The 19,682-nt window shown below is 68.0% G+C and carries 21 protein-coding genes and 1 pseudogene; 8 read left to right on the top strand and 14 right to left on the bottom strand.

Going from position 1 to position 19,682, the window contains the following annotated elements:
• Positions 1-20 precede the first annotated feature (20 nt).
• From livH to RTK35_RS13030, 4 genes are read left to right on the top strand one after another with little or no spacing between them, the layout of a single operon-like run.
• Positions 21-944 (top strand): high-affinity branched-chain amino acid ABC transporter permease LivH, encoded by a 924-nt coding sequence (livH, locus tag RTK35_RS13045; protein WP_044413408.1) that lies wholly within the window; start codon positions 21-23, stop codon positions 942-944.
• Positions 941-2,203, top strand: coding sequence for a high-affinity branched-chain amino acid ABC transporter permease LivM (locus RTK35_RS13040; RefSeq protein WP_142011425.1), 1,263 nt, complete (start codon positions 941-943; stop codon positions 2,201-2,203). The genes livH and RTK35_RS13040 overlap by 4 nt, the downstream gene beginning before the upstream one ends.
• Positions 2,200-2,967: a high-affinity branched-chain amino acid ABC transporter ATP-binding protein LivG gene (gene livG, locus RTK35_RS13035; protein WP_074969155.1), complete on the top strand. Its 768-nt coding sequence runs from the start codon at positions 2,200-2,202 to the stop codon at positions 2,965-2,967. The genes RTK35_RS13040 and livG overlap by 4 nt, the downstream gene beginning before the upstream one ends.
• 3 nt (positions 2,968-2,970) lie before the next feature.
• Complete coding sequence (locus tag RTK35_RS13030; protein WP_044413400.1) at positions 2,971-3,672, top strand: ABC transporter ATP-binding protein; 702 nt, start codon at positions 2,971-2,973, stop codon at positions 3,670-3,672.
• Between the two features lie 467 nt (positions 3,673-4,139).
• Here the strand turns inward: RTK35_RS13030 and RTK35_RS13025 are convergent, their stop codons facing one another.
• The gene (locus tag RTK35_RS13025; protein ID WP_316908185.1) at positions 4,140-5,060 is read right to left on the bottom strand and encodes a LysR family transcriptional regulator; all 921 of its coding nucleotides are present in this window, start codon (positions 5,058-5,060) and stop codon (positions 4,140-4,142) included.
• Between the two features lie 113 nt (positions 5,061-5,173).
• On the opposite strand from RTK35_RS13025, the gene RTK35_RS13020 reads away from it, so the two are divergent.
• Positions 5,174-5,773 carry a short chain dehydrogenase gene (locus tag RTK35_RS13020; RefSeq protein ID WP_316908184.1) on the top strand — a complete coding sequence of 200 codons (600 nt, stop codon included), beginning with the start codon at positions 5,174-5,176 and terminating at the stop codon, positions 5,771-5,773.
• 4 nt (positions 5,774-5,777) lie between these two features.
• On the opposite strand, the gene RTK35_RS13015 is transcribed toward RTK35_RS13020, so the two are convergent.
• The gene (locus RTK35_RS13015) at positions 5,778-6,173 is read right to left on the bottom strand and encodes a DUF488 domain-containing protein (RefSeq protein ID WP_316908183.1); all 396 of its coding nucleotides are present in this window, start codon (positions 6,171-6,173) and stop codon (positions 5,778-5,780) included.
• Positions 6,174-6,240: 67 nt separating this feature from the next.
• Here RTK35_RS13015 and RTK35_RS13010 point away from each other — a divergent pair, with 67 nt between their 5' ends.
• Positions 6,241-6,909 carry a COG3650 family protein gene (locus tag RTK35_RS13010; RefSeq protein ID WP_142011436.1) on the top strand — a complete coding sequence of 223 codons (669 nt, stop codon included), beginning with the start codon at positions 6,241-6,243 and terminating at the stop codon, positions 6,907-6,909.
• A 107-nt stretch (positions 6,910-7,016) separates the two neighbouring features.
• Complete coding sequence (gap, locus tag RTK35_RS13005) at positions 7,017-8,036, top strand: type I glyceraldehyde-3-phosphate dehydrogenase (RefSeq protein ID WP_044413387.1); 1,020 nt, start codon at positions 7,017-7,019, stop codon at positions 8,034-8,036.
• Between the two features lie 44 nt (positions 8,037-8,080).
• Here the strand turns inward: gap and RTK35_RS13000 are convergent, their stop codons facing one another.
• From RTK35_RS13000 to RTK35_RS12960, 9 genes are all read right to left on the bottom strand, one after another.
• Positions 8,081-9,178: a PLP-dependent cysteine synthase family protein gene (locus RTK35_RS13000; RefSeq protein ID WP_142011442.1), complete on the bottom strand. Its 1,098-nt coding sequence runs from the start codon at positions 9,176-9,178 to the stop codon at positions 8,081-8,083.
• A gap of 9 nt (positions 9,179-9,187) precedes the next feature.
• Positions 9,188-10,093, bottom strand: coding sequence for a DMT family transporter (locus RTK35_RS12995; RefSeq protein WP_316908182.1), 906 nt, complete (start codon positions 10,091-10,093; stop codon positions 9,188-9,190).
• Between the two features lie 75 nt (positions 10,094-10,168).
• Positions 10,169-10,516, bottom strand: coding sequence for a Na+/H+ antiporter subunit G (locus RTK35_RS12990; RefSeq protein WP_082078339.1), 348 nt, complete (start codon positions 10,514-10,516; stop codon positions 10,169-10,171).
• Positions 10,513-10,782 (bottom strand): K+/H+ antiporter subunit F, encoded by a 270-nt coding sequence (locus RTK35_RS12985; RefSeq protein WP_044413378.1) that lies wholly within the window; start codon positions 10,780-10,782, stop codon positions 10,513-10,515. Before RTK35_RS12985 ends, RTK35_RS12990 begins: the two co-directional genes overlap by 4 nt.
• On the bottom strand, positions 10,767-11,267 hold the full coding sequence (locus tag RTK35_RS12980) for a Na+/H+ antiporter subunit E (protein ID WP_044413375.1): 501 nt from the start codon (positions 11,265-11,267) through the stop codon (positions 10,767-10,769). Before RTK35_RS12980 ends, RTK35_RS12985 begins: the two co-directional genes overlap by 16 nt.
• Positions 11,264-12,769, bottom strand: coding sequence for a monovalent cation/H+ antiporter subunit D (locus tag RTK35_RS12975; protein ID WP_160482718.1), 1,506 nt, complete (start codon positions 12,767-12,769; stop codon positions 11,264-11,266). Before RTK35_RS12975 ends, RTK35_RS12980 begins: the two co-directional genes overlap by 4 nt.
• Positions 12,766-13,098: a Na+/H+ antiporter subunit C gene (locus RTK35_RS12970; protein WP_044413370.1), complete on the bottom strand. Its 333-nt coding sequence runs from the start codon at positions 13,096-13,098 to the stop codon at positions 12,766-12,768. Before RTK35_RS12970 ends, RTK35_RS12975 begins: the two co-directional genes overlap by 4 nt.
• Entirely contained in the window at positions 13,098-15,893 is a 2,796-nt protein-coding gene (locus tag RTK35_RS12965) for a monovalent cation/H+ antiporter subunit A (protein ID WP_316908181.1), read from the bottom strand. Before RTK35_RS12965 ends, RTK35_RS12970 begins: the two co-directional genes overlap by 1 nt.
• 225 nt (positions 15,894-16,118) lie before the next feature.
• Positions 16,119-16,583, bottom strand: coding sequence for a glycine zipper 2TM domain-containing protein (locus RTK35_RS12960; RefSeq protein ID WP_074969173.1), 465 nt, complete (start codon positions 16,581-16,583; stop codon positions 16,119-16,121).
• A gap of 157 nt (positions 16,584-16,740) precedes the next feature.
• On the opposite strand from RTK35_RS12960, the gene RTK35_RS12955 reads away from it, so the two are divergent.
• On the top strand, positions 16,741-16,989 hold the full coding sequence (locus RTK35_RS12955) for a hypothetical protein (RefSeq protein WP_044413363.1): 249 nt from the start codon (positions 16,741-16,743) through the stop codon (positions 16,987-16,989).
• Here RTK35_RS12955 and pdxH read toward each other — a convergent pair.
• From pdxH to RTK35_RS12940, 3 genes and pseudogenes are all read right to left on the bottom strand, one after another.
• Entirely contained in the window at positions 16,986-17,633 is a 648-nt protein-coding gene (pdxH, locus tag RTK35_RS12950; RefSeq protein ID WP_044413361.1) for a pyridoxamine 5'-phosphate oxidase, read from the bottom strand. The two genes, RTK35_RS12955 and pdxH, sit on opposite strands and share 4 nt — an antisense overlap.
• Positions 17,634-17,681: 48 nt before the next feature.
• Positions 17,682-18,383 (bottom strand): annotated as a pseudogene (locus tag RTK35_RS12945) (OmpA family protein); the annotation flags it as partial.
• A gap of 139 nt (positions 18,384-18,522) precedes the next feature.
• On the bottom strand, positions 18,523-19,668 hold the full coding sequence (locus RTK35_RS12940; RefSeq protein WP_074969257.1) for a serine hydrolase domain-containing protein: 1,146 nt from the start codon (positions 19,666-19,668) through the stop codon (positions 18,523-18,525).
• Positions 19,669-19,682 lie beyond the last annotated feature (14 nt).

Genomic DNA, 19,682 nt, shown 5'->3' with positions numbered 1-19,682 from the left:
GATGCCCGAGGAGTTGGGGAATGCCTGATCTCTATCACTACCTGCAACAGCTGGTTAACGGCCTGACCGTTGGCAGCACCTATGCCCTGATCGCCATCGGCTACACCATGGTCTACGGCATCATCGGCATGATCAACTTCGCCCACGGCGAGGTTTACATGATCGGCTCGTACGTAGCCTTCATCGCCATCGCCGGGCTCACCATGCTCGGTCTCGACAGCCTGCCTCTCCTGATGGTGGCGGCCTTCAGCGCCAGCATCATCGTCGCCAGTGCCTACGGCTACAGCATCGAACGGGTGGCCTATCGGCCGCTGCGCGGCAGCAACCGCCTGATCCCGCTGATCTCCGCCATCGGCATGTCGATCTTCCTGCAGAACGAAGTCCTGCTCGCCCAGGATTCCAAGGACAAGGCGATCCCGAACCTGCTGCCGGGCAACTTCGTGTTCGGCGAAAGCACCATGAACGGGGTCACCATCTCGTACATGCAGGTGCTGATCTTCGTCGTCACCTTCCTGGTCATGTTCGGCCTCACCCAGTTCATCTCCCGTTCCCGCCTGGGCCGCGCCTGCCGCGCCTGCGCCGAGGACATCAAGATGGCCAACCTGCTGGGGATCAACACCAACAACATCATCGCCCTCACCTTCGTCATCGGCGCCACCCTGGCCGCCATCGCCGCGGTGCTGCTGGGCATGCAATACGGCGTGATCAACCCGCACCTGGGCTTCCTCGCCGGCATCAAGGCCTTCACCGCCGCGGTACTCGGCGGCATCGGCAGCATCCCCGGCGCCATGCTCGGCGGCCTGGTGCTCGGCGTGGCCGAAGCCTTCGGCGCCGATGTGTTCGGTGACCAGTACAAGGACGTGGTGTCCTTCAGCCTGCTGGTCCTGGTCCTGCTGTTCCGCCCCACCGGCATCCTCGGTCGTCCGGAGGTGGAGAAGGTATGAACACCGCCAAGAACCTCAAGACCGCTCTCTTCAGCGCCCTGCTGGTCATCGCGGTCGCCTACCCGGTGCTGGGCCTGAAGCTCACCACCGTGGGCATCAACCTGCAGGTGCAGGGCGCAAGCCCCGCCGTGCTCTGGACCATCGCCGGCTGTGCCATCGCCATGTTCTTCTGGCAGCTGTTCCGCAACCAGCTGACCGAAGCCTGGAGCAAGGCCCCGAGCCGGCCGAAGCTGTCGGACAAGGCCACCAACTTCCTCACCCTGCCCTCCACCCAGCGCTGGATCATCCTCGGCCTGATCGTGGTCGCCCTCGCCTGGCCGTTCTTCGGCTCGCGCGGTGCGGTGGACATCGCCACGCTGATCCTGATCTACGTGATGCTCGGCCTCGGCCTGAACATCGTGGTCGGCCTCGCCGGCCTGCTGGACCTGGGCTACGTCGGCTTCTACGCCGTGGGCGCCTACAGCTACGCGTTGCTGTCGCACTACTACGGCCTGGGCTTCTGGGTGTGCCTGCCGATCGCCGGCATGATGGCCGCGCTGTTCGGCTTCCTGCTGGGCTTCCCGGTGCTGCGCCTGCGCGGTGACTACCTGGCCATCGTGACCCTCGGCTTCGGCGAGATCATCCGCATCCTGCTGCGCAACCTCACCGAGATCACCGGCGGCCCCAACGGCATCAGCAACATCGAGAAGCCCAGCCTGTTCGGCCTCACCTTCGAGCGTCGCGCGGCCGAGGGCATGCAGACCTTCCACGAGTACTTCGGGATTGCCTACAACTCCCAGTACAAGGTGGTGTTCCTCTACCTGGTGGCGCTGCTGCTGGTGCTGCTGACCCTGTTCGTGATCAACCGCCTCCTGCGCATGCCCATCGGCCGTGCCTGGGAAGCGCTGCGCGAAGACGAGATCGCCTGCCGCGCGCTGGGGATGAACCCCACCGTGATCAAGCTCTCGGCCTTTACCCTGGGCGCCTGCTTCGCCGGTTTCGCCGGCAGCTTCTTCGCCGCGCGCCAGGGCCTGGTGACCCCTGAGTCCTTCACCTTCATCGAGTCGGCGATCATTCTCGCCATCGTGGTGCTGGGCGGCATGGGCTCGCAGCTGGGGGTGATCCTCGCTGCGGTGGTGATGATCCTGCTGCCGGAACTCGCCCGTGAATTCAACGAGTACCGCATGCTGATGTTCGGCGCCCTGATGGTGCTGATGATGATCTGGCGTCCGCAGGGCCTCCTGCCCATGCAGCGTCCCCACCTGGAGCTGAAGCAATGAGCCGCACCATCCTCGAAGTAAGCGGCCTCTCCATGCGCTTCGGCGGCCTGCTGGCCGTCAATGGTGTGGCCCTGAACGTCAAAGAAAAGCAGGTGGTCTCGATGATCGGCCCCAACGGCGCCGGCAAGACCACCGTGTTCAACTGCCTCACCGGCTTCTACCAGCCGACCGGGGGCAGCATCCTGCTGGACGGCGAGCAGATCGCCGGCCTGCCGGGCCACAAGATCGCCCGCAAGGGCGTGGTCCGCACCTTCCAGAACGTCCGCCTGTTCAAGGAAATGACGGCGGTGGAGAACCTGCTGGTCGCCCAGCACCGCCACCTCAACACCAACTTCCTGGCCGGCCTGTTCAAGACCCCGGGCTTCCGCAAGAGCGAACGCGAGGCCATGGACCTGGCGGCGCACTGGCTGGAGCAGGTCAACCTCACCGACGTGGCCAACCGCCCCGCCGGCACCCTCGCCTACGGCCAGCAGCGCCGGCTGGAGATTGCCCGCTGCATGATGACGCGCCCGCGCATCCTCATGCTCGACGAGCCCGCCGCCGGCCTGAACCCGCGCGAGACCGAGGACCTGAAGGCGCTGATCGCCCTGCTGCGCAACGAGCACAACGTCACCGTGCTGCTGATCGAGCACGACATGCACCTGGTGATGAGCATTTCCGACCACATCTACGTGATCAACCAGGGCACGCCCCTGGCCGACGGTACGCCGGAGCAGATCCGCAGCAACCCGGATGTGATCAAAGCCTATCTGGGGGAGGCCTGAGTCATGCTGAGTTTCGACAAGGTTTCCACCTTCTACGGCAAGGTCCAGGCGCTGCACGACGTCAGCATGGAAGTCAGCCGTGGCGAGATCGTCACCCTGATCGGTGCCAACGGCGCCGGCAAGTCCACCCTGCTGATGACCCTCTGCGGCTCGCCGCGTGCGGCCAGCGGCAGCATCCGCTACCTCGGCGAGGAGCTGGTGGGTCAGGAGTCCAGCGACATCATGCGCAAGAGCATCGCGGTGGTGCCGGAAGGCCGCCGTGTGTTCGCCCGCCTGACCGTCGAGGAGAACCTGGCCATGGGCGGTTTCTTCACGCCCAAGGGTGACTACCAGGAGCAGCTGGACAAGATCCTGCACCTGTTCCCGCGCCTCAAGGAACGCTATGCCCAGCGCGCCGGCACCATGTCCGGCGGCGAACAGCAGATGCTCGCCATCGGCCGCGCGCTGATGAGCAAGCCCCAGCTGCTGCTGCTGGACGAGCCGTCCCTGGGCCTGGCGCCGATCATCATCCAGCAGATCTTCGACATCATCGAACAGCTGCGCCGTGATGGCGTGACCGTGTTCCTCGTCGAGCAGAACGCCAACCAGGCGCTCAAGCTGGCGGATCGCGGCTACGTGCTGGAGAACGGACGGATCGTCATGCAGGGCACCGGTGAAGCCCTGCTCACCGACCCCAAGGTGCGCGACGCATACCTGGGCGGCTGATCCCGCAGCGACACGACAACGGCCCCGGAAGGGGCCGTTTTCGTTTGTGTCGCCAGAGCCCCGGAGCCTGGCTGGACGCACGATGGTGGACCGACGAAGCGCGGCCCAGCGTGCGGCGTTTAGCCGGCAATCGCCTGGACACGATGGGCTTCGCACAGCTCAGCCCATCCTACGGGTGACGCCGGCTCGTAGGATGCGCTGAGGCACGAAGCGCATCACGGGGTTGTAGTGGGATGGCGCTCTTCCCATCCACCATCGATGCCTGGCTGGGCGCACGACGATGGACCGACGAAGCGCGGTCCACCCTGCAGCGTTTAGCCGGCAATCGCCTGGAAACGATGGGCTTCGCACAGCTCAGCCCATCCTACGGGCGACGCCGGCTCGTAGGATGGGCTGAGGCACGAAGCGCATCACACCGGGGCAGCTACCACCGAGCCTGCACCCACGGCATTGCAGATGACGCCGCCCTACGCCCCAAGCTCCAGCCGGTCGAGGGCCTGGCGGCTGCGCTCGAACCAGTCCAGCAGGTAGTCCACCAGCACCTGGGTACGGCGGGGCAGGCCGCTCTGGTAGGGATGCACGAGGAACACCGGCGACTGCCGGGTACGGTACCCACGCAGCAGCCACACCAGGCGGCCATCCGCCAGTTCGTCGTGCAGCATGTAGGACGGCAGCCGGGCGATGCCGGCGCCGGCCATGGCGGCCTTCTTCAGCAGGCTGTAGTGGTTGCTGGCGAGGTTGCCCGCCACCTGCACCCGCTCCAGCTGGTGCTGGCGGTGGTAGAGCCACTCCTCGTAGCCGGCGTAGTGGGTGTTCAGCAGGCACTGGTGGCCGGCCAGCTCCGCCGGGGCATGGGGTTCACCGTGGCGGGCCAGGTAGTCCGGGGCGGCGCAGGTGATCTCCTCCAGGGAGAACAGCGGCCGGGCCACCAGCCGCTCGTCCTGATGCGGGCCGCTGCGCACGCCCAGGTCGAAGCCCTCGGCAATCAGGTCGCGGTAGGCATTGCTCAGGTCCAGCTCCACCCGCACCGCCGGGTACTGGCGGGTGAAGTCCAGCAGCAGCGCATCGAAGAAGGTCTCCCCCAGGGAGACCGGCACGCTGATCCGCACCCGACCGGACACTTCCTCCTGCAGGCGCTTCACCGCCTGCCGTGCCACCTCCGCCTGGGCCACCAGGGCGCGGGCCTGGGGCAACAGCGCGGCGCCGGCCGCCGTCAGATCCAGGCGCCGGGTGGTGCGGTGCAACAGCGTCGTGCCCAGCCCCTCCTCCAGATGACGGATGCGCTTGGACAACTGCCCCTTGCTGCACCCCAGCCGTTCGGCCGCGCGGGTAAAGCTGCCCGCTTCCAGCAAGACGGCGAACGCCGCCAGGTCGTCGAGTTCGCTCACGCGCCCCTCACTGTTTCCAAATGAAAACCCAAGGTTTCCGATTACCCCGCTTATCGGAAACAAAAGCGACTCTACACTGGATTCCGTCATCCCTCAGCCACAGGAATCCCTTCATGAAGATCCTTCTCATCGGCGCCAGCGGCACCATCGGTCAAGCCATCGACAACGAGCTCAAGGAGCGCCACGAGATCGTCCGCGTCGGCCACAACAGCGGCGACTTCCAGGTGGACATCCGCGATGCCGCCTCGATCCGCCGCCTGTTCGAACAGACCGGCCACTTCGACGCGCTGATCAGCGCCACCGGCAAGGTGCACTTCGGCGCCCTGGCGGAAATGGGCGAAGCGGAATTCGCCAAGGGCCTGGCGGACAAGCTGATGGGCCAGGTGAACCTGGTGCTGATCGGCCGTGAGTTCATCAACGACGGCGGCTCCTTCACCCTCACCTCCGGGGTGCTGAGCGACGACCCGATCCGCGCCGGCGCCTCGGCCAGCATGGTCAACGGCGCCATCGACAGCTTCGTGAAAAGCGCCGCCATCGAACTGCCCCGCGGCCTGCGCATCAACAGCGTCAGCCCCACGGTGATCGAAGAAGCCCTGCCGTCCTACGGCCCGTTCTTCCGCGGCTTCAAGGCCGTGCCGGCAGCCGTCGCAGCCCTGGCCTATGCCAAGAGCGCCGAAGGCGGCCAGACCGGCCAGGTGTACCGCGTCTGGTAAGCCGCTACACCTCGCCGGCGTAGCACACCGGGGAGCTGGACGGCCCTTCGCGGTCCAGCTCCTCCTCGAGGAACTCGGCCAGCACACGGGCGTTGTTGGCCTGCTCGTCGCGGGCGGCGTAGAGCAGAGTCAGCGTCCCTTCCCGCGCCATCTGCAGCAGCCCCTGCCAGTGCTCCGGGTGCGCCGCCAGCTCGCCCCGGTAGCGCAGGCGGAATTCATCGAAGCGCTCGGGGTCGTGGCAGAAGTCGCGGCGCAACGCATCCGAAGGCGCCACCGCCTTCTGCCAGAGCGCCAGCCCCAGCGCCTCCTTGCGGCAACCGCGCGGCCACAGCCGGTCCACCAGCACCCGCTGGCCATCGCCTTCATCCCAGGGTTCATAAACCCGCTTGCACTGGATCATCCGTCCTCCTCGCCCTTGAGCTCGCCGAGGCGCCCCGGTAACGTGGCCGCTTCCCAAGGAGGCCCCCATGCGCATCGTTCGTCCCCTGCTGTTCAGTCTGATCCCCCTGTTCGCCGGCTGCCAGGTGTTCACCGGCCCGGAGAAGGCACCGCAACTCCCGCAGCAGCGGATGCAGGGCGAACTGGAGGCCAGCGATGGACGCCTGGTGTTCCGCCCCTGCCAGGAGCAGCGCCGCTTCGTGATTACCGACGTGGGCGCCACCGGCATCCTGCAGGAAGCTGCCACCCTCCTGGACGACGGGCCGGGCCCGCTGTTCGCCGACCTCGGCGGCCAGCTAGGTGCGAGCAAAGCCGGTGCCGATGGCCAGCTGGACGTGCGCCGCCTGTACCGCCTGCAGCGCGAGGGCCACGGCTGCGACGACCCGAACTTCCGCCGCCTGCTGCTGCGTGCCAGCGGCAACGAGCCGTCCTGGAACGTCAATGTCAGCAACGCCGGCCTGGTGCTGGAACAGCCGGAGCAGCCGCCGCTGGCCATCCCCTACATGGAAGAACAACTGCCCGACGGCCGCTTCAACCTCACCAGCGAAGCCAACGGCCGCCGGGTGGAGCTGTGGATCGCCCCAAAACGCTGCGTCGACAGCATGAGTGGCGCCGTCGAGCACCTCTCCGCCGAACTACGCCTGGACGGCAAGACCCTGCGCGGCTGTGCCGCTTTCGGCGGCGCCCGCAACGACTGAACCGTTGTTTCCCTCCCCCGCCTCGGCCCGTTCCCCGGGCCGGAGCGGCCCCCGTTCGCCGATGACCTCCTAAGCTTGCAGGCAGGACACGCAAGAAGGAGAACGTCATGCTGCGCATCGCATTGAACGGGTATGGACGCATCGGCCGGGCCATTGTCCGCGCCGTGTTCGAACGGGGCCTCGACCAGCAGGTGCGGATCGAAGCCATCAACGACCTCGGCGATTTCGCCACCCTCGCCCACCTCACCCGCTTCGACTCCACCTTCGGCCGCTTCGCCGGCCCCCTCGAACTGCGCCAGGACCACCTGCACGTCGGTACCCAGGCGATCCGCCTGCTGGCCGAGCCGGAACCCGGCAACCTGCCCTGGGCGGACCTGGGGGTGGACCTGGTGCTGGAATGCTCGGGGCGGATGAAGAAGCGCGAACAGGTGGAACGGCACCTGGCCGCCGGGGCCTCCCACGTGCTGCTCTCCCACCCGCTGGACAGCGCCGACCTGACGGTGGTGTACGGGGTCAACCACGACCAGTTGGGCGACCAGCGCATCGTCTCCAACGCCTCCTGCACCACCAACTGCCTGGCGCCCCTGGCCAAGGTGCTGCATGCCGCCGTGGGCATTCGCAGCGGCCTGGTGACCACGGTGCACGCCTACACCAACGACCAGAACCTGCTGGACAAGACCCACGACGACCTCTACCGCGCGCGGGCCGCCGCCCTCTCGATGATTCCCACCAGCACCGGCGCGGCACGGGCCATCGGCCTGGTGCTGCCGGAGCTGGCCGGGCGCCTCGACGGCCTGGCGGTCAGGGTGCCGACCCCCAACGTCTCGCTGGTGGACCTGAGCTTCATCGCCGAGCGCCCCACCACGCGCGAGGCGGTCAACGCCGCGCTGCGCGAAGGCGCCTTCCGCCTGCCGGAGGGGGTGATGAGCTGCAACGAGCTGCCGCTGGTGTCGGTGGACTTCAACGGCTACCCGGTGTCCTGCGTCGCCGACCTGACCCAGACGCGGGTGCAGGACGAGCTGGTGAAGGTGCTCGCCTGGTACGACAACGAGTGGGCCTTCGCCCACCGCATGCTGGATGTGGCCCTCGCCTGGCGAGGGGGCGAGGCCCGGCACGCCGTTGAATGACGCACACGGCGCTGCGGCAGCGCCGTGTGCGTTTCAACAGCCTGTCAGAGCCCGGCCACCGCCAGCGAATCCGGCAGGGGCGCGCCCTGCTCGGCGCAGGCGGCGATCTGCGCGACCAGGGGTTCGAGGTCGAACCCCTGGCTCGCCAGCCAGGCCGGATCGTAGTAGGTGGTCGCGTAGCGCTCGCCGCCATCGCAGAGGATCGCCACCACCGAGCCCTGCTCGCCCTTGGCCGCCATGTCTGCAGCCACCCGCAAGGCCCCCACCAGGTTGGTCCCGCTGGAGCCACCGACCCGCCGCCCCAGGCGCTGCGCCAGGTAGTGCATGGCCGCCAGGGACAGCGCATCCGGCACCTTGGCCATCGCATCGATCACCTGGGGCAGGAAGGACGCCTCGACCCGAGGCCGGCCAATGCCCTCGATGCGCGACCCGCAGCCCAGGGTCAGGTTGCGGTCGCCACTCACATAGGCATCGAAGAACACCGAACGCTCGGCGTCGGCACACAGCACCCGGGTCGGGTGCTGGCGGTAGCGCACGTAGCGCCCGAGGGTGGCCAGGGTGCCGCCCGTGCCGGGGCTGGACACCAGCCAGCTCGGCTCCGGGTGCGGCTCGTGGCGCATCTGCTGGAAGATCGACTCGGCGATGTTGTTGTTCGCCCGCCAGTCGGTGGCGCGCTCGGCGTAGGTGAACTGGTCCATGAAGTGGCCGCCGCTCTCCCGCGCCAGTCGTTCGGACTCGGCATAGATCTGCGTCGGGTCGCTCACCAGGTGGCTGCGGCCGCCATAGAAGGCGATCTGGGCGATCTTCTCCGGGGAAGTGCTGGCCGGCATCACGGCGATGAACGGCAACCCCAGCAGGCGCGCGAAGTAGGCCTCGGACACCGCCGTGGAGCCGCTGGAGGCCTCGATCACCGGCGCTCCTGGCTTCAGCCAGCCGTTGCACAGGGCATAGAGGAACAGCGAACGGGCCAGGCGGTGCTTGAGGCTGCCGGTGGGGTGGCTGGACTCGTCCTTGAAATACAGGTCGACACCCGGGAAGCCCGGCAGCGCGAGGGGGATCAGGTGGGTATCGGCGCTGCGCTGGAAGTCGGCCTCGATGAGGCGGATGGCATCGCGGGTCCAACGGCGGAAATCAGCGGGCATGGTGTGTACTCAATCGAGGATGCCGGCCGGGGCCGGCGGGGCGCTGCGCCACTGGCTGAGGGCCACCCCGGCGAACACCAGGGCAGCGGCGCAGAACTGGGCAGGGCTGAGGCGTTCGTCCAGCAGCAGCATGGCGAAGATCAGGGTGAACACCGGGATCAGGTTGATGAAGCCGGTGGCCTGGCTGGCCGGCAGGCGCCCTACGCCGAAATTGTAGAGGCCATAGGCGCCGACGGTGACCACGATGCCGAGGTAGACCATCGACCCCAGCGCCAGCGGGCTGATGACGGCGGGCAAGGGTTCGCCCAACAGCGCCACCGGCAGGAAGAACCCGGCCCCGATGAACGCCTGCAAGGCCGTCAGGTGGAAGGCCGAGTAGCGCGACGACAGGTGCTTGAGCAGCAGCGTGTAGCCGGTGGCGCAGAGCATCGCGAGGAATTCATAGAAGTTGCCCAGCAGGGGCGCGCGGGCATGGGCATCCGACTCGCTGGCCAGGCTCAGCCACACAGCGCCGAGCACCGCCAGCAGGAAGCCGGCCAGGGTGGTGCGGGTGATGCGCTCCTGGAGGAACAGGTAGGCCCCCATCGCCACCAGCAGCGGCAACAGCGCCGTGATCATCCCCGCCTGGGAGGCACTGGTGTGCTCCAGCGCCAGGGCTTCGAAGATGAAATAGAGGCAGGGCTCGCAGGCGCCCAGGGCCAGGAAGTACTTCCAGTCGCCGGGCCGGGGTTCAGCCCTCCCCCGCCAGCGCCAGGCCAGCAGGAACACCAGGCTGCCGAGGGCCATGCGGGCGAAGATCACCCACATCGACGGCACCTCGCGGAAAGCGAACTTGAGGGCGATGAACGAGCTGCCCCACAGCGCCATGGCCAGCACCAGGCAGACCACTGCCACCCACCGAGCCTGCTGCGCCATGCCCCATCTCCGGAAAAATCGACAGTCTAGGGGGCGGCAGGCGCCCCCGACAGGCACAGCCGCCCGGCAAAACTGTTACTGCTGCCAGGGTTTGCCGCGGGTCCGCGACGTGAGCGGCAGCTGCTGCAGCACAGCGGCCTTGGCCAGCATGTAGGCACTGACCGGGGCACTGATGAAGAGGAACAGGCTGATCAGCAGCTCGTGGAAGCTGAGCGTACCGGACACCCAGGAGAAGTACACCAGCGACCCCATCACCAGGCTGCCCACACCCAGGGTGGTGGCCTTGGTCGGCCCGTGCAGGCGCATGAAGAAATCCGGCAGGCGATAGAGGCCGATGGCACCGATCAGCACGAACAGCGCACCCAACAGCAGCAGCAGGGAAACCAGGATCTCGGCCCACAGGGGCAGGTCGGCGATGTTCATTCGATGATGTCTCCGCGCAGCATGTACTTGGCCACCGCCACCGTGCCGACGAACCCCAGCACGGCGATCAGCAGCGCCACCTCGAAATACAGGTTGGTGCCCTGCCAGATGCCCAGCAGGATCAGCATGGCGATGGCATTGACGTAGAGGGTATCCAGCGCCAGCACCCGGTCGGGCAGGCAGGGCCCGCGCACCAGGCGGGCCAGGGTCAGCAGCATGGCCACCACCAGCAGCCCCAGGCAGACGGGAATCACGTACGCGAGCATGGGAACACCTCCTTGAGGGGCGCTTCGTAGCGCTGCTTGATCTCCGCCACCAGCGCGTCGGCATCGGGCACGTCCAGGGCGTGGACCAGCAGGATGCGGCGGTCGCCGCTGAGGTCGGCGGACACCGAGCCCGGGGTCAGGGACACCACGCACACCAGCAGGCTGATGGCCATTTCGTTGTCCAGGTCGATCGGCACCTCGACGAACCCCGGCTGCAGGCGCCGGATCGGGCCGAGGGTCTGGCGGGCCACCAGGAAGTTGGCCACCAGGATGTCCCACAGCACCAGCAGGATGAACCGGGCCAGGCGGGCCGGGCGCCAGGCGCGCGGGTGCTCCAGCATCAGCGGGTTGCACAGCAGCGGGATGAGCACGGCCAGCGCGCCCCCCAGCAGCCACTGGCCGAAGGACAGGGAATCCACCAGCAGCAGCCAGGTGACCAGCAGCAGCAGGCTGGTGGCCGGATGGGGCAAGAGACGACGGATCATGCGCCCGCTCCTGGCAGGACGGCCTGCCGGTAGAGATCAACATCGTGCAGCTGGGTGGCCGTGGCCTCCAGGTAGCCCATCAGCGGGCCGGCCAGCACCACCAGCAGCACCGCCAGGCCCAGCAGCGCAAGGGTGACGGCCAGGCGCACGCCGTCGAGCCCCTCGCCGCCGGGCGCATCAGCCCCGGTGGTGCGCCAGAACAGGGTGCTGCCGGCCCGGCTCAGGGCCACCAGGCACAGCAGGCTGCCGCCCAGCAGCACGCCCCACAGCAAGGCCGTCGGCAGGCCCGGCGTCGCAGCCTTGAGCAGCAGCAGCTTGCCGATGAAGCCGGACAACGGCGGCAGGCCGGCCACCGAGATGGCCGCGAAGAAGAAGGCGCCGCCCAGCAGGGCCGGGTGTTCCAGCAGCGGCCCCTGCACCAGCGCGCCCCGGCGTTCGCCACGCTCGCGGCTGATGAGGTCGGCCAGCAGGAACAGCCCGGCCGCTGCCCAGGTGCTGTGCACCAGGTAGTACAGCGCCGCGCCCAGGGAGGCCGGCGTGCCCAGGGCCACGGCCGCCAGCAGGGTGCCGGCGGAGAGCAGCACCAGGTAGGCCACCAGCGCCTGCAGGCTGGCAGCAGCCAGGGCACCGAGTGCGGCCACCGCCATGGTCAGCAGCGCCAGCGGCCACAGCCAGTCGTTGCCCAGGTGGGCCAGCTCACCCGCCCCGGCACCGAACACCAGCAGGTAGACCCGCACGATGGAGTAGACGCCCACCTTGGTCATGATCGCGAACAGCGCCGCCACCGGCGCACTGGCCACGGCATAGGCACGCGGCAGCCAGAAGTGCAGCGGCAGCAACGCCGCCTTGAGGGCGAACACCACCAGCAGGAGCAGCCCGGCAGCCGCCAGCAACGGCGCATCGGCGGGTGCCACGGCGGCCACCTTCACCGACAGGTCGGCCATGTTGAGGGTGCCGGTGATGCCGTAGAACACGCCCAGGGCGATCAGGAAGAACGCCGAGCCCACCAGGTTCAGCACCACGTAGTGCAAACCGGCGCGGGTCCGTTCGGCACCGCCACCATGGAACAGCAGCGCATAGGAGGCGATCAGCATCACCTCGAAGAACACGAAGAGGTTGAACAGGTCGCCGGTAGTGAAGGCACCGTTCAGGCCCAGCAGCTGGAACTGCAGCAGCGCGTGGAAGCGCATGCCCCGGCGGTCATCACCCCGGGCCGCATAGATCGCCACGGCGGTGCCGAGCACGGCGGTGACCAGCAGCATCAGCGCGCTGAGGCGGTCCAGCATCAGCACGATGCCGAACGGTGCCTGCCAGCCGCCCAGTGCGTACACCTGCAGGTCACCTTCCGCCGCCTGCCGCATCAGCAACAGGGCCACGGGAATCAGCGCCAGGCAGGCAAGGATCGACAGGGTGCGCTTGATGCGCTCCAGCGAGGGCAGCATCAGCAGCGCCGCCCCGGCGAACAGGGGCAGAAGGATCGGCAGGATGAGCAGGTGGTTCATCGGCCCTCCCCGTCACGGCGGCCATCGACATGGTCGTTGCCCAGCTCGCCGACGCCCCGCAGGGCCAGGGCCACCACGAAGGCGGTCATGGCGAAGCCGATGACGATGGCGGTGAGCACAAGCGCCTGGGGCAGCGGGTCGGCCGGGGTGCCGCCCTGGCCGAGCACGGCGGCGTCGCCTGCCAGGCGCCCCATGGCGAAGAGGAACAGGTTGACCGCGTAGGACAACAGCGTCAGCCCGAGCACGACCGGGAAGGTGCGCGCCCGGAGCAGCAGGTACAGGCCGCTGGCGGTGAGCAGCCCGAGGGTGACGGCGAACAGGGCTTCCATCAGTGGACCTCCTCGGTCATGGGCGGGTGCAGGCTCAGCTTGCCGAGCCCGGAGAGGATCAGCATCACGGCGCCGACCACGGCGAGGTAGACGCCCAGGTCGAAGGCCAGTGCCGTGGCCAGTTCGAACTCACCCACCAGCGGCAGGTGGAAGTGGTCGAAGGCCGAGCTCAGGAACGGTGCGCCGAAGGCCCAGCTGCCCAGCCCGGTAAGGCCGGCCAGCAGCACGCCGCAGCCGGCCATGCGCTGGTAGCGCAGCGGCAGCCGCGATTCGACGTAGGCCGAACCACTGGCGATGTACTGCAGCACCAGGGCCACGGCCGTGATCAGGCCGGCGATGAAGCCGCCGCCCGGCAGGTTGTGCCCGCGCAGGAAGATGAAGGCCGAGACCATCAGCGCCAGGGGCAGCAGCAGCCGCGACAGGGTTTCGAGGATCAGCGGGTGCTTGGCCCGTGCCCAGTTGCGGCCCTGGGGATCGCAGGTGGGGTTGCGCAGCAACAGCCCGGACAGCAGCGCATGCACGCCCACCGCAGCGATCGCCAGCACGGTGATCTCGCCCAGGGTGTCGAACCCGCGGAAGTCCACGAGGATGACGTTGACCACGTTGTGCCCGCCGCCGCCGGGGATGGCGTTGGCGATGAAGTAGTCGGCGATGGTGGTGTACGGGCGGGTCATCACCGCGTAGGTCAGCAGGCCCACCAGGGTGCCGCCGGCGCCGGCCAGGCCGAGGTCGCGGAGGATGCGCAGGCTGGAGCTTTCCGCCGGGGTACGCGAGGGCAGGTAGTACATGGCGAGGATCAGCAGCACCAGGGTCACCACCTCCACCGTCAGCTGGGTCAGTGCCAGGTCGGGCGCGGAGAAGCGGGCGAAGGCCAGGGCCACCAGCAGGCCGCCGACGCCCAGCACCAGCAGCGCCACCATGCGCTGGCGGTGCAGCAACGCCGTCAGCACACCGCTGGCGGCCAGCACCAGCATTCCCACCGCCGTCACGCCATCCAGCCCGGTGAGCGGCCGCGAGCCCGTCAGCGAGGTCAGCGGCGCCAGGGCCACGACCACCACGACGATGGCCGCCAGCAGCAGCACCGCCATGTAGCGCTGCAGGGAGCCGTTCTCCAGCGCGGCGATGAAGCGCGCAGCCACGCCGATCACCCGCTGGACGGCTGCCTCGAAGATTTCCTTCGCGTCCGCGTCCGGCAGCCCTTCGTACCAGCGGAACAGCGGCTTGCGGCCGATGTAGATCAGCACGCCGCCGACCAGTGCCAGGGTACTCATCAGCAGCGGCAGATTGAGCCCGTGCCAGATCGCCAGGCTGTACTCCGGCAGCGTGCCGCCCATGCTCACCGAGGACGCGGCCGCCAGCAGGGGCGCGACGCTGAAGTTGGGCGCCATGCCCACCAGCAGGCACAGGGCGACGAGCACTTCCACCGGCACCTTCATGTAGCGCGGCGGCTCGTGGGGCGGGAACTTGGGCAACTGGCGCGGCTCGCCGTTGAAGAACACGTCATGGACGAAGCGCAGCGAATAGGCCACCGAGAACACGCCCGCCAGGGTCGCCCCGGCCGGGATCAGCCAGCTGAAGCTGCCCAGCAGGTCCTGCCCGAGGGTCTCGCTGAAGAACATCTCCTTGCTGAGGAAGCCGTTGAGCAACGGCACCCCGGCCATGGCCAGGGAGGCGACCATCGCCAGCACAGCGGTGTGCGGCAGGTAGCGCCACATGCCGTTGATCTGCCGCATGTCGCGGCTGCCGGTCTCGTGGTCGATGATGCCGGCCGCCATGAACAGCGACGCCTTGAAGGTGGCGTGGTTGATGATGTGGAACACCGCCGCGACGTTGGACAGCGGGGTATCCAGGCCGAACAGCAGGGTGATCAGGCCCAGGTGGCTGATGGTGGAATAGGCCAGCAGGCCCTTGAGGTCATGCTGGAACAGCGCCATCCCGGCGCCCAGCAGCAGGGTCGCCAGGCCGCTCAGGCCCACCAGGTAGAACCACAGGTCGGTGCCGGCCAGGGCCGGGTAGAGCCGCGCCAGGAGGAACACACCGGCCTTTACCATGGTCGCCGAGTGCAGGTAGGCGGACACCGGGGTCGGCGCGGCCATGGCGTGGGGCAGCCAGAAGTGGAAGGGGAACTGCGCCGACTTGGTCAGCGCCCCCAGCAGCACCAGGCACAGCATCACCGGATAGAGGCTGTGCTGGCGGATCAGCTCGCCCCGGGCCAGCACCTCGGTCAGCTCGAAGCTGCCGGCGATCTGCCCGAGCAGGAGGATGCCCGCCAGCAACGCCAGGCCACCGCCACCGGTGACCGCCAGCGCCATGCGCGCGCCCTTGCGGGCGTCGGAGCGGTGCCCCCAGAAACCGATCAGCAGGAACGACGACAGGCTGGTGGCCTCCCAGAACACCAGCATCAGCAGCAGGTTCTCGGACAGCACTACGCCGAGCATGGCGCCCATGAACAGCAGCAGGTAGGCGAAGAAGCGGCCACAGGGCTCGCGCTCGGAGAGGTAGTAGCGGGCGTAGAGGATCACCAGCAGGCCGATGCCGAGGATCATCAGCGCGAAGAGGAAGCCCAGCCCATCCAGGCGCAGGCTGAAGTTCAGCCCCAGCTGCGGCAACCAGGGGATGGACAGTTTCAGGACCTCCCCACCCAGCACGGTGCCGGCCTGGGCGAGCAGCAGGCCAAGGCCGATGGCCGGCGCCACGGCGGCTGCCAGCGCGGCACGGGTGCGGCAATGGCGGCCGAACAGCAGCGGCAACAGGGTTCCCAGGAATGGCAGGGCGACGATCAGCGCCAGTAGCATCGAAATCCTCCTCTTTCGGCCTGCCAGCGCTGAGCACGGCAATGGCGATGCGGTGATCGATTATCCAGAACTATCGATCACCGCGCATGCATGAATTATTTCAAAACCTAGCAAGCCGGAACAGGCGACCCGCTCTACAGAGCCATGAATCGCCTGCCGGTTGGCTGGTGAGATGAAGCGTAGGGGACGAACCGGCGGAAAGCCCGCCGGTTGCGGGGGGATGGATCAGTGGGTCACGCGGCTGGTGCCATTGACGGTCATGATGCGAACACGTTCGCCGACACGGAAGATCTCGTTTTCCTGCACTTCCTGCACGTAGGCGCGCATGGAACCGTCATCCTCGCGCACGGTGATCTCCACGCCCTGGGTGCGGGTCAGGCCTTCTTCGGTCGCGGCGCCCAGCAGGCCACCGGCCACGGCGCCGATCACGGCGGCCACCACACTGCCACGGCCACCGCCGATGGCGCTGCCACCGACACCGCCTACCACCGCACCGGCACCAGCGCCGATAGGGGTCTTGGTGCCCTCGATCTTCACCGGGCGCAGCGATTCGATGGTCCCCATGCGCACGGTCTGCACCTGGCGGGCCTCGGCGCGGGAGTAGGTGTCTCCGGTCAGGCTCGATTGACAGCCGCTCAGAACCATCGCCATCGAGGCGAACGAAGCGGCCAGCAGAACGGATTTACGCATGATTTTTCCTCCAGATTGGATGCGCCTCCATTAGACTGCGCGGCACCTTCAACTGTCACTCGACGCTCGGCCAAAGTGCAGACTCGTTCAGTTTCCGTACAGCCACGGCCATCGGACAACGAAACGACGCCAGGGTGCCGAGCAGCAAGGTTAGTCCATGGATTACTTCATCATCGTCGTCACCACCGTCGCGGGCCTGTACTTCCACTGGTGGATCTACGTGCGCATCAAGCGCTGGGTGGACCGCGACCTGGCCCTGTCGATGGCGGGGGATGACCCGCAGCGCCGCGCCTACATGCTGGAGCAACTGGAGGCGGCGAAGGCTGCGGGGATCAAGCGCAAGGCGCTGCAGGCCTGGCTGGAGCAGGCGGCCAGCCGTTACCCGCAGCCGCCCCAGGCGTCCTAGGGTGCGAGGCGCTCGCGCTGCCAGCGCCCATCTACCAGGCGGTAGTTGAGGCGGTCGTGCAGCCGGCTGGGGCGCCCCTGCCAGAACTCGACGCGCTCCGGCAGCAGCCGGTAGCCGCCCCAGTGCGGCGGGCAGGTGGGGGACTGGTTGAGGAAACGCCGCTCGGTGTCGGCCAGCAAGGCCTCCAGTTCGGCGCGATCGGCGATCACCCGGCTCTGCGGTGAGGCCCAGGCGCCGATGCGGCTGCCCAGCGGGCGGACCTGGAAGTAGGCGTCAGACTCCGCCGGAGTCACCCGCTCCACGCGCCCCTCGATGCGCACCTGGCGCTCCAGGCTGGGCCAGAAGAAGGTCATGGCCGCGAACGGCCGCGCCGCCAGTTGCTCGCCCTTGGCACTGTCGTAGTTGCTGAAGAAGGTGAAGCCACGCTCATCCAGCCCCTTGAGCAGCAGCACCCGGCAATGGGGGCGCCCATCGGCGTCCACCGTGGCCAGGGTCATGGCGTTGGGTTCGACGGGCAATTGCTCGGTCTTCACCGCCTCGTCGAACCAGCGGTGGAACAGCGCGAGCGGCTCCTGGGGGGCCTGCTCCTCACTGAGTCCGTCGCGGGTGTAGTCGCGGCGCATATCGGCCAGGGTCTGGGTCATGGGGGCTCTCCGGAAAGGGAAAACGCTAGCCTATCCGAGGATCGCTCACTTGCCTTGATCTGCCGCAACCGCCTGCTGGGCGACCTTGGGCGGCTGGTTGTAACGCGCCAGCAGGGCCACCAGGGTGTCCTGCGGGGTGAGGACGATTTCCACACGGCGGTTCAGGGCACGGCCGTCCTTGCTGTCGTTGGCGGCGCGCGGCATGTCGGAGCCCACGCCCTTCAGCGACAGGCGGTCACGCTGCAGCCCGCTGAGGCGGAAGATGGCAGCCACGGCCTGGGCCCGTTCCTGGCTGAGCTGGCGGTTCTTGGCGTCGTCGCCGGACGGATCGGCATGGCCGAGCACCAGCACGCCGGTCTTGGCATCGCCCTCCACCAGCTTGGCAACGCGGGACACCGGCCCGAGGGAGATCGGCAGCAGCATGCTCGGGCGGTCCGGGTTGAAGGAACCGTCCACCGGCGCGGTGACCACCAGCACGTTGTCGCGGCGCTCCACTTCCATGCGCGAGCCCTTCACCGCCTCACGCAGACGCGGCTCGTACTGGTCCAGCCAGGCCTGGGTGGCCTGGGTGTCGATCTTGGCGACCTTGGCCGGCTCGGCCTTCTGTTCGCCCCCACCGAACGGCCACCACCAGTGGTGGGTGCCGCTGTTCTGCGCCTGGGCCTCCGCCGGCTGCTTGTCATGGCTGAAGGTGCTGCAACCAGCAACGGTCATGCAGAGGATCAAGGTGGAGTACTTGAACAGCTTCATGGAAAGGACCCGTGACAGGAGGGGTGAAGAAAGCCGATGCGCCATCGCGTGATGGCGCATCAATCTCAGATTCAGGCTGAAATTCTGGACGCAACCCATTAATCCGAAAAGGGATATTCGTTCCAGCTGACGAGTGGCGCTACAGGCAGCTCGCCAGGGTACGTGCCAGGTGCTGGGCGCGGGGGTCCATCAGCACATAGGGACCGAGGGTGTTGGTGACGAAGCCGAAGGCCACGTCGCGCTCCGGATCGGCAAAACCGATGGAACCGCCCGCACCCGGATGGCCGAACGCCAGGCGCCCCATGCCGTAGGTGGCATTGGGCACATCGGGCTGCTCCAGCATGCAACCCAGGCCGAAACGGGTCTGGGTCAGCAGGGTGCGGTCGTCACCCAGGCTGTGTTCGCGGGTCAGCTCGGCCAGCAGTGCCGAGTCCAGCAGGCTGCCATCCAGCAGGCCGGCATAGAAGCCGGCCAGGCTGCGGGCATTGCCGTGGCCGTTGGCCGCCGGCTGCTGCATGCGCCGCCATTCGGGCTTGTTGGTGCTGGTCATGATCGACGGCGGATTGGTGAAGGCGCGGGTGCTGAGGGCGGTGGGCTCGCTCATCATGCACTTGAGCAGGCGCTGGGCCGCCGCATCCCCCAGGTTGCCCTTGCCCCGGGCGATGTGGGCGACACGGTGGAATTCGGCATCGTCCAGGCCGACGTGGAAGTCCAGCCCCAGGGGCCGGGCCACACGGGCCACGATGGATTCACCGGGGCCACGGCCATCGGCACGGCGAATCAGTTCGCCCACCAGCCAGCCGTAGGTGATGGGCGCGTAGCCATGGCCCTCGCCCGGCGTCCACCAGGGCTGCTCGGCGGCCAGGGCGGTGGTCATGGCGTCCCAGTCGTAGAGCGCCTCGGCCGGCAACGGCTCGCGGATCGCCGGCAAGCCGGCACGATGGCTGAGCAGGTGGCGCAGGGTGATGCGCTCCTTGCCGGCGGCAGCGAACTCCGGCCACAGACGGGCGACCGGTGCATCGAGGTCGAGCTTGCCCTCCCCCACCAGCTGCAGGGCGGTGACGGCGGCATAGGTCTTGGTGCAGGAGAAGAGGTTCAGCAGGGTGTCGCTGTGCCAGGCCTGCTGGCCGTCCTTGTCGGCGGTGCCGGCCCACAGGTCGAGCACGGTCTCCCCGCCCACCTGCACGCACAGCGCGGCCCCGCGCTCCTGGGAGCCCTCGAACAGGGCGGCGAACTGGTCGCGCACCGCTTCGAAACGCAAGTCGAAGTAACCCTGGATCTGCACCATCACTCTCCTTC

The organism is Pseudomonas sp. zfem003, from assembly GCF_032621675.1.
GTDB classification, from domain to species: Bacteria; Pseudomonadota; Gammaproteobacteria; order Pseudomonadales; family Pseudomonadaceae; genus Metapseudomonas; species Metapseudomonas otitidis.
This window is presented reverse-complemented; position numbering and strand designations above follow the sequence as displayed.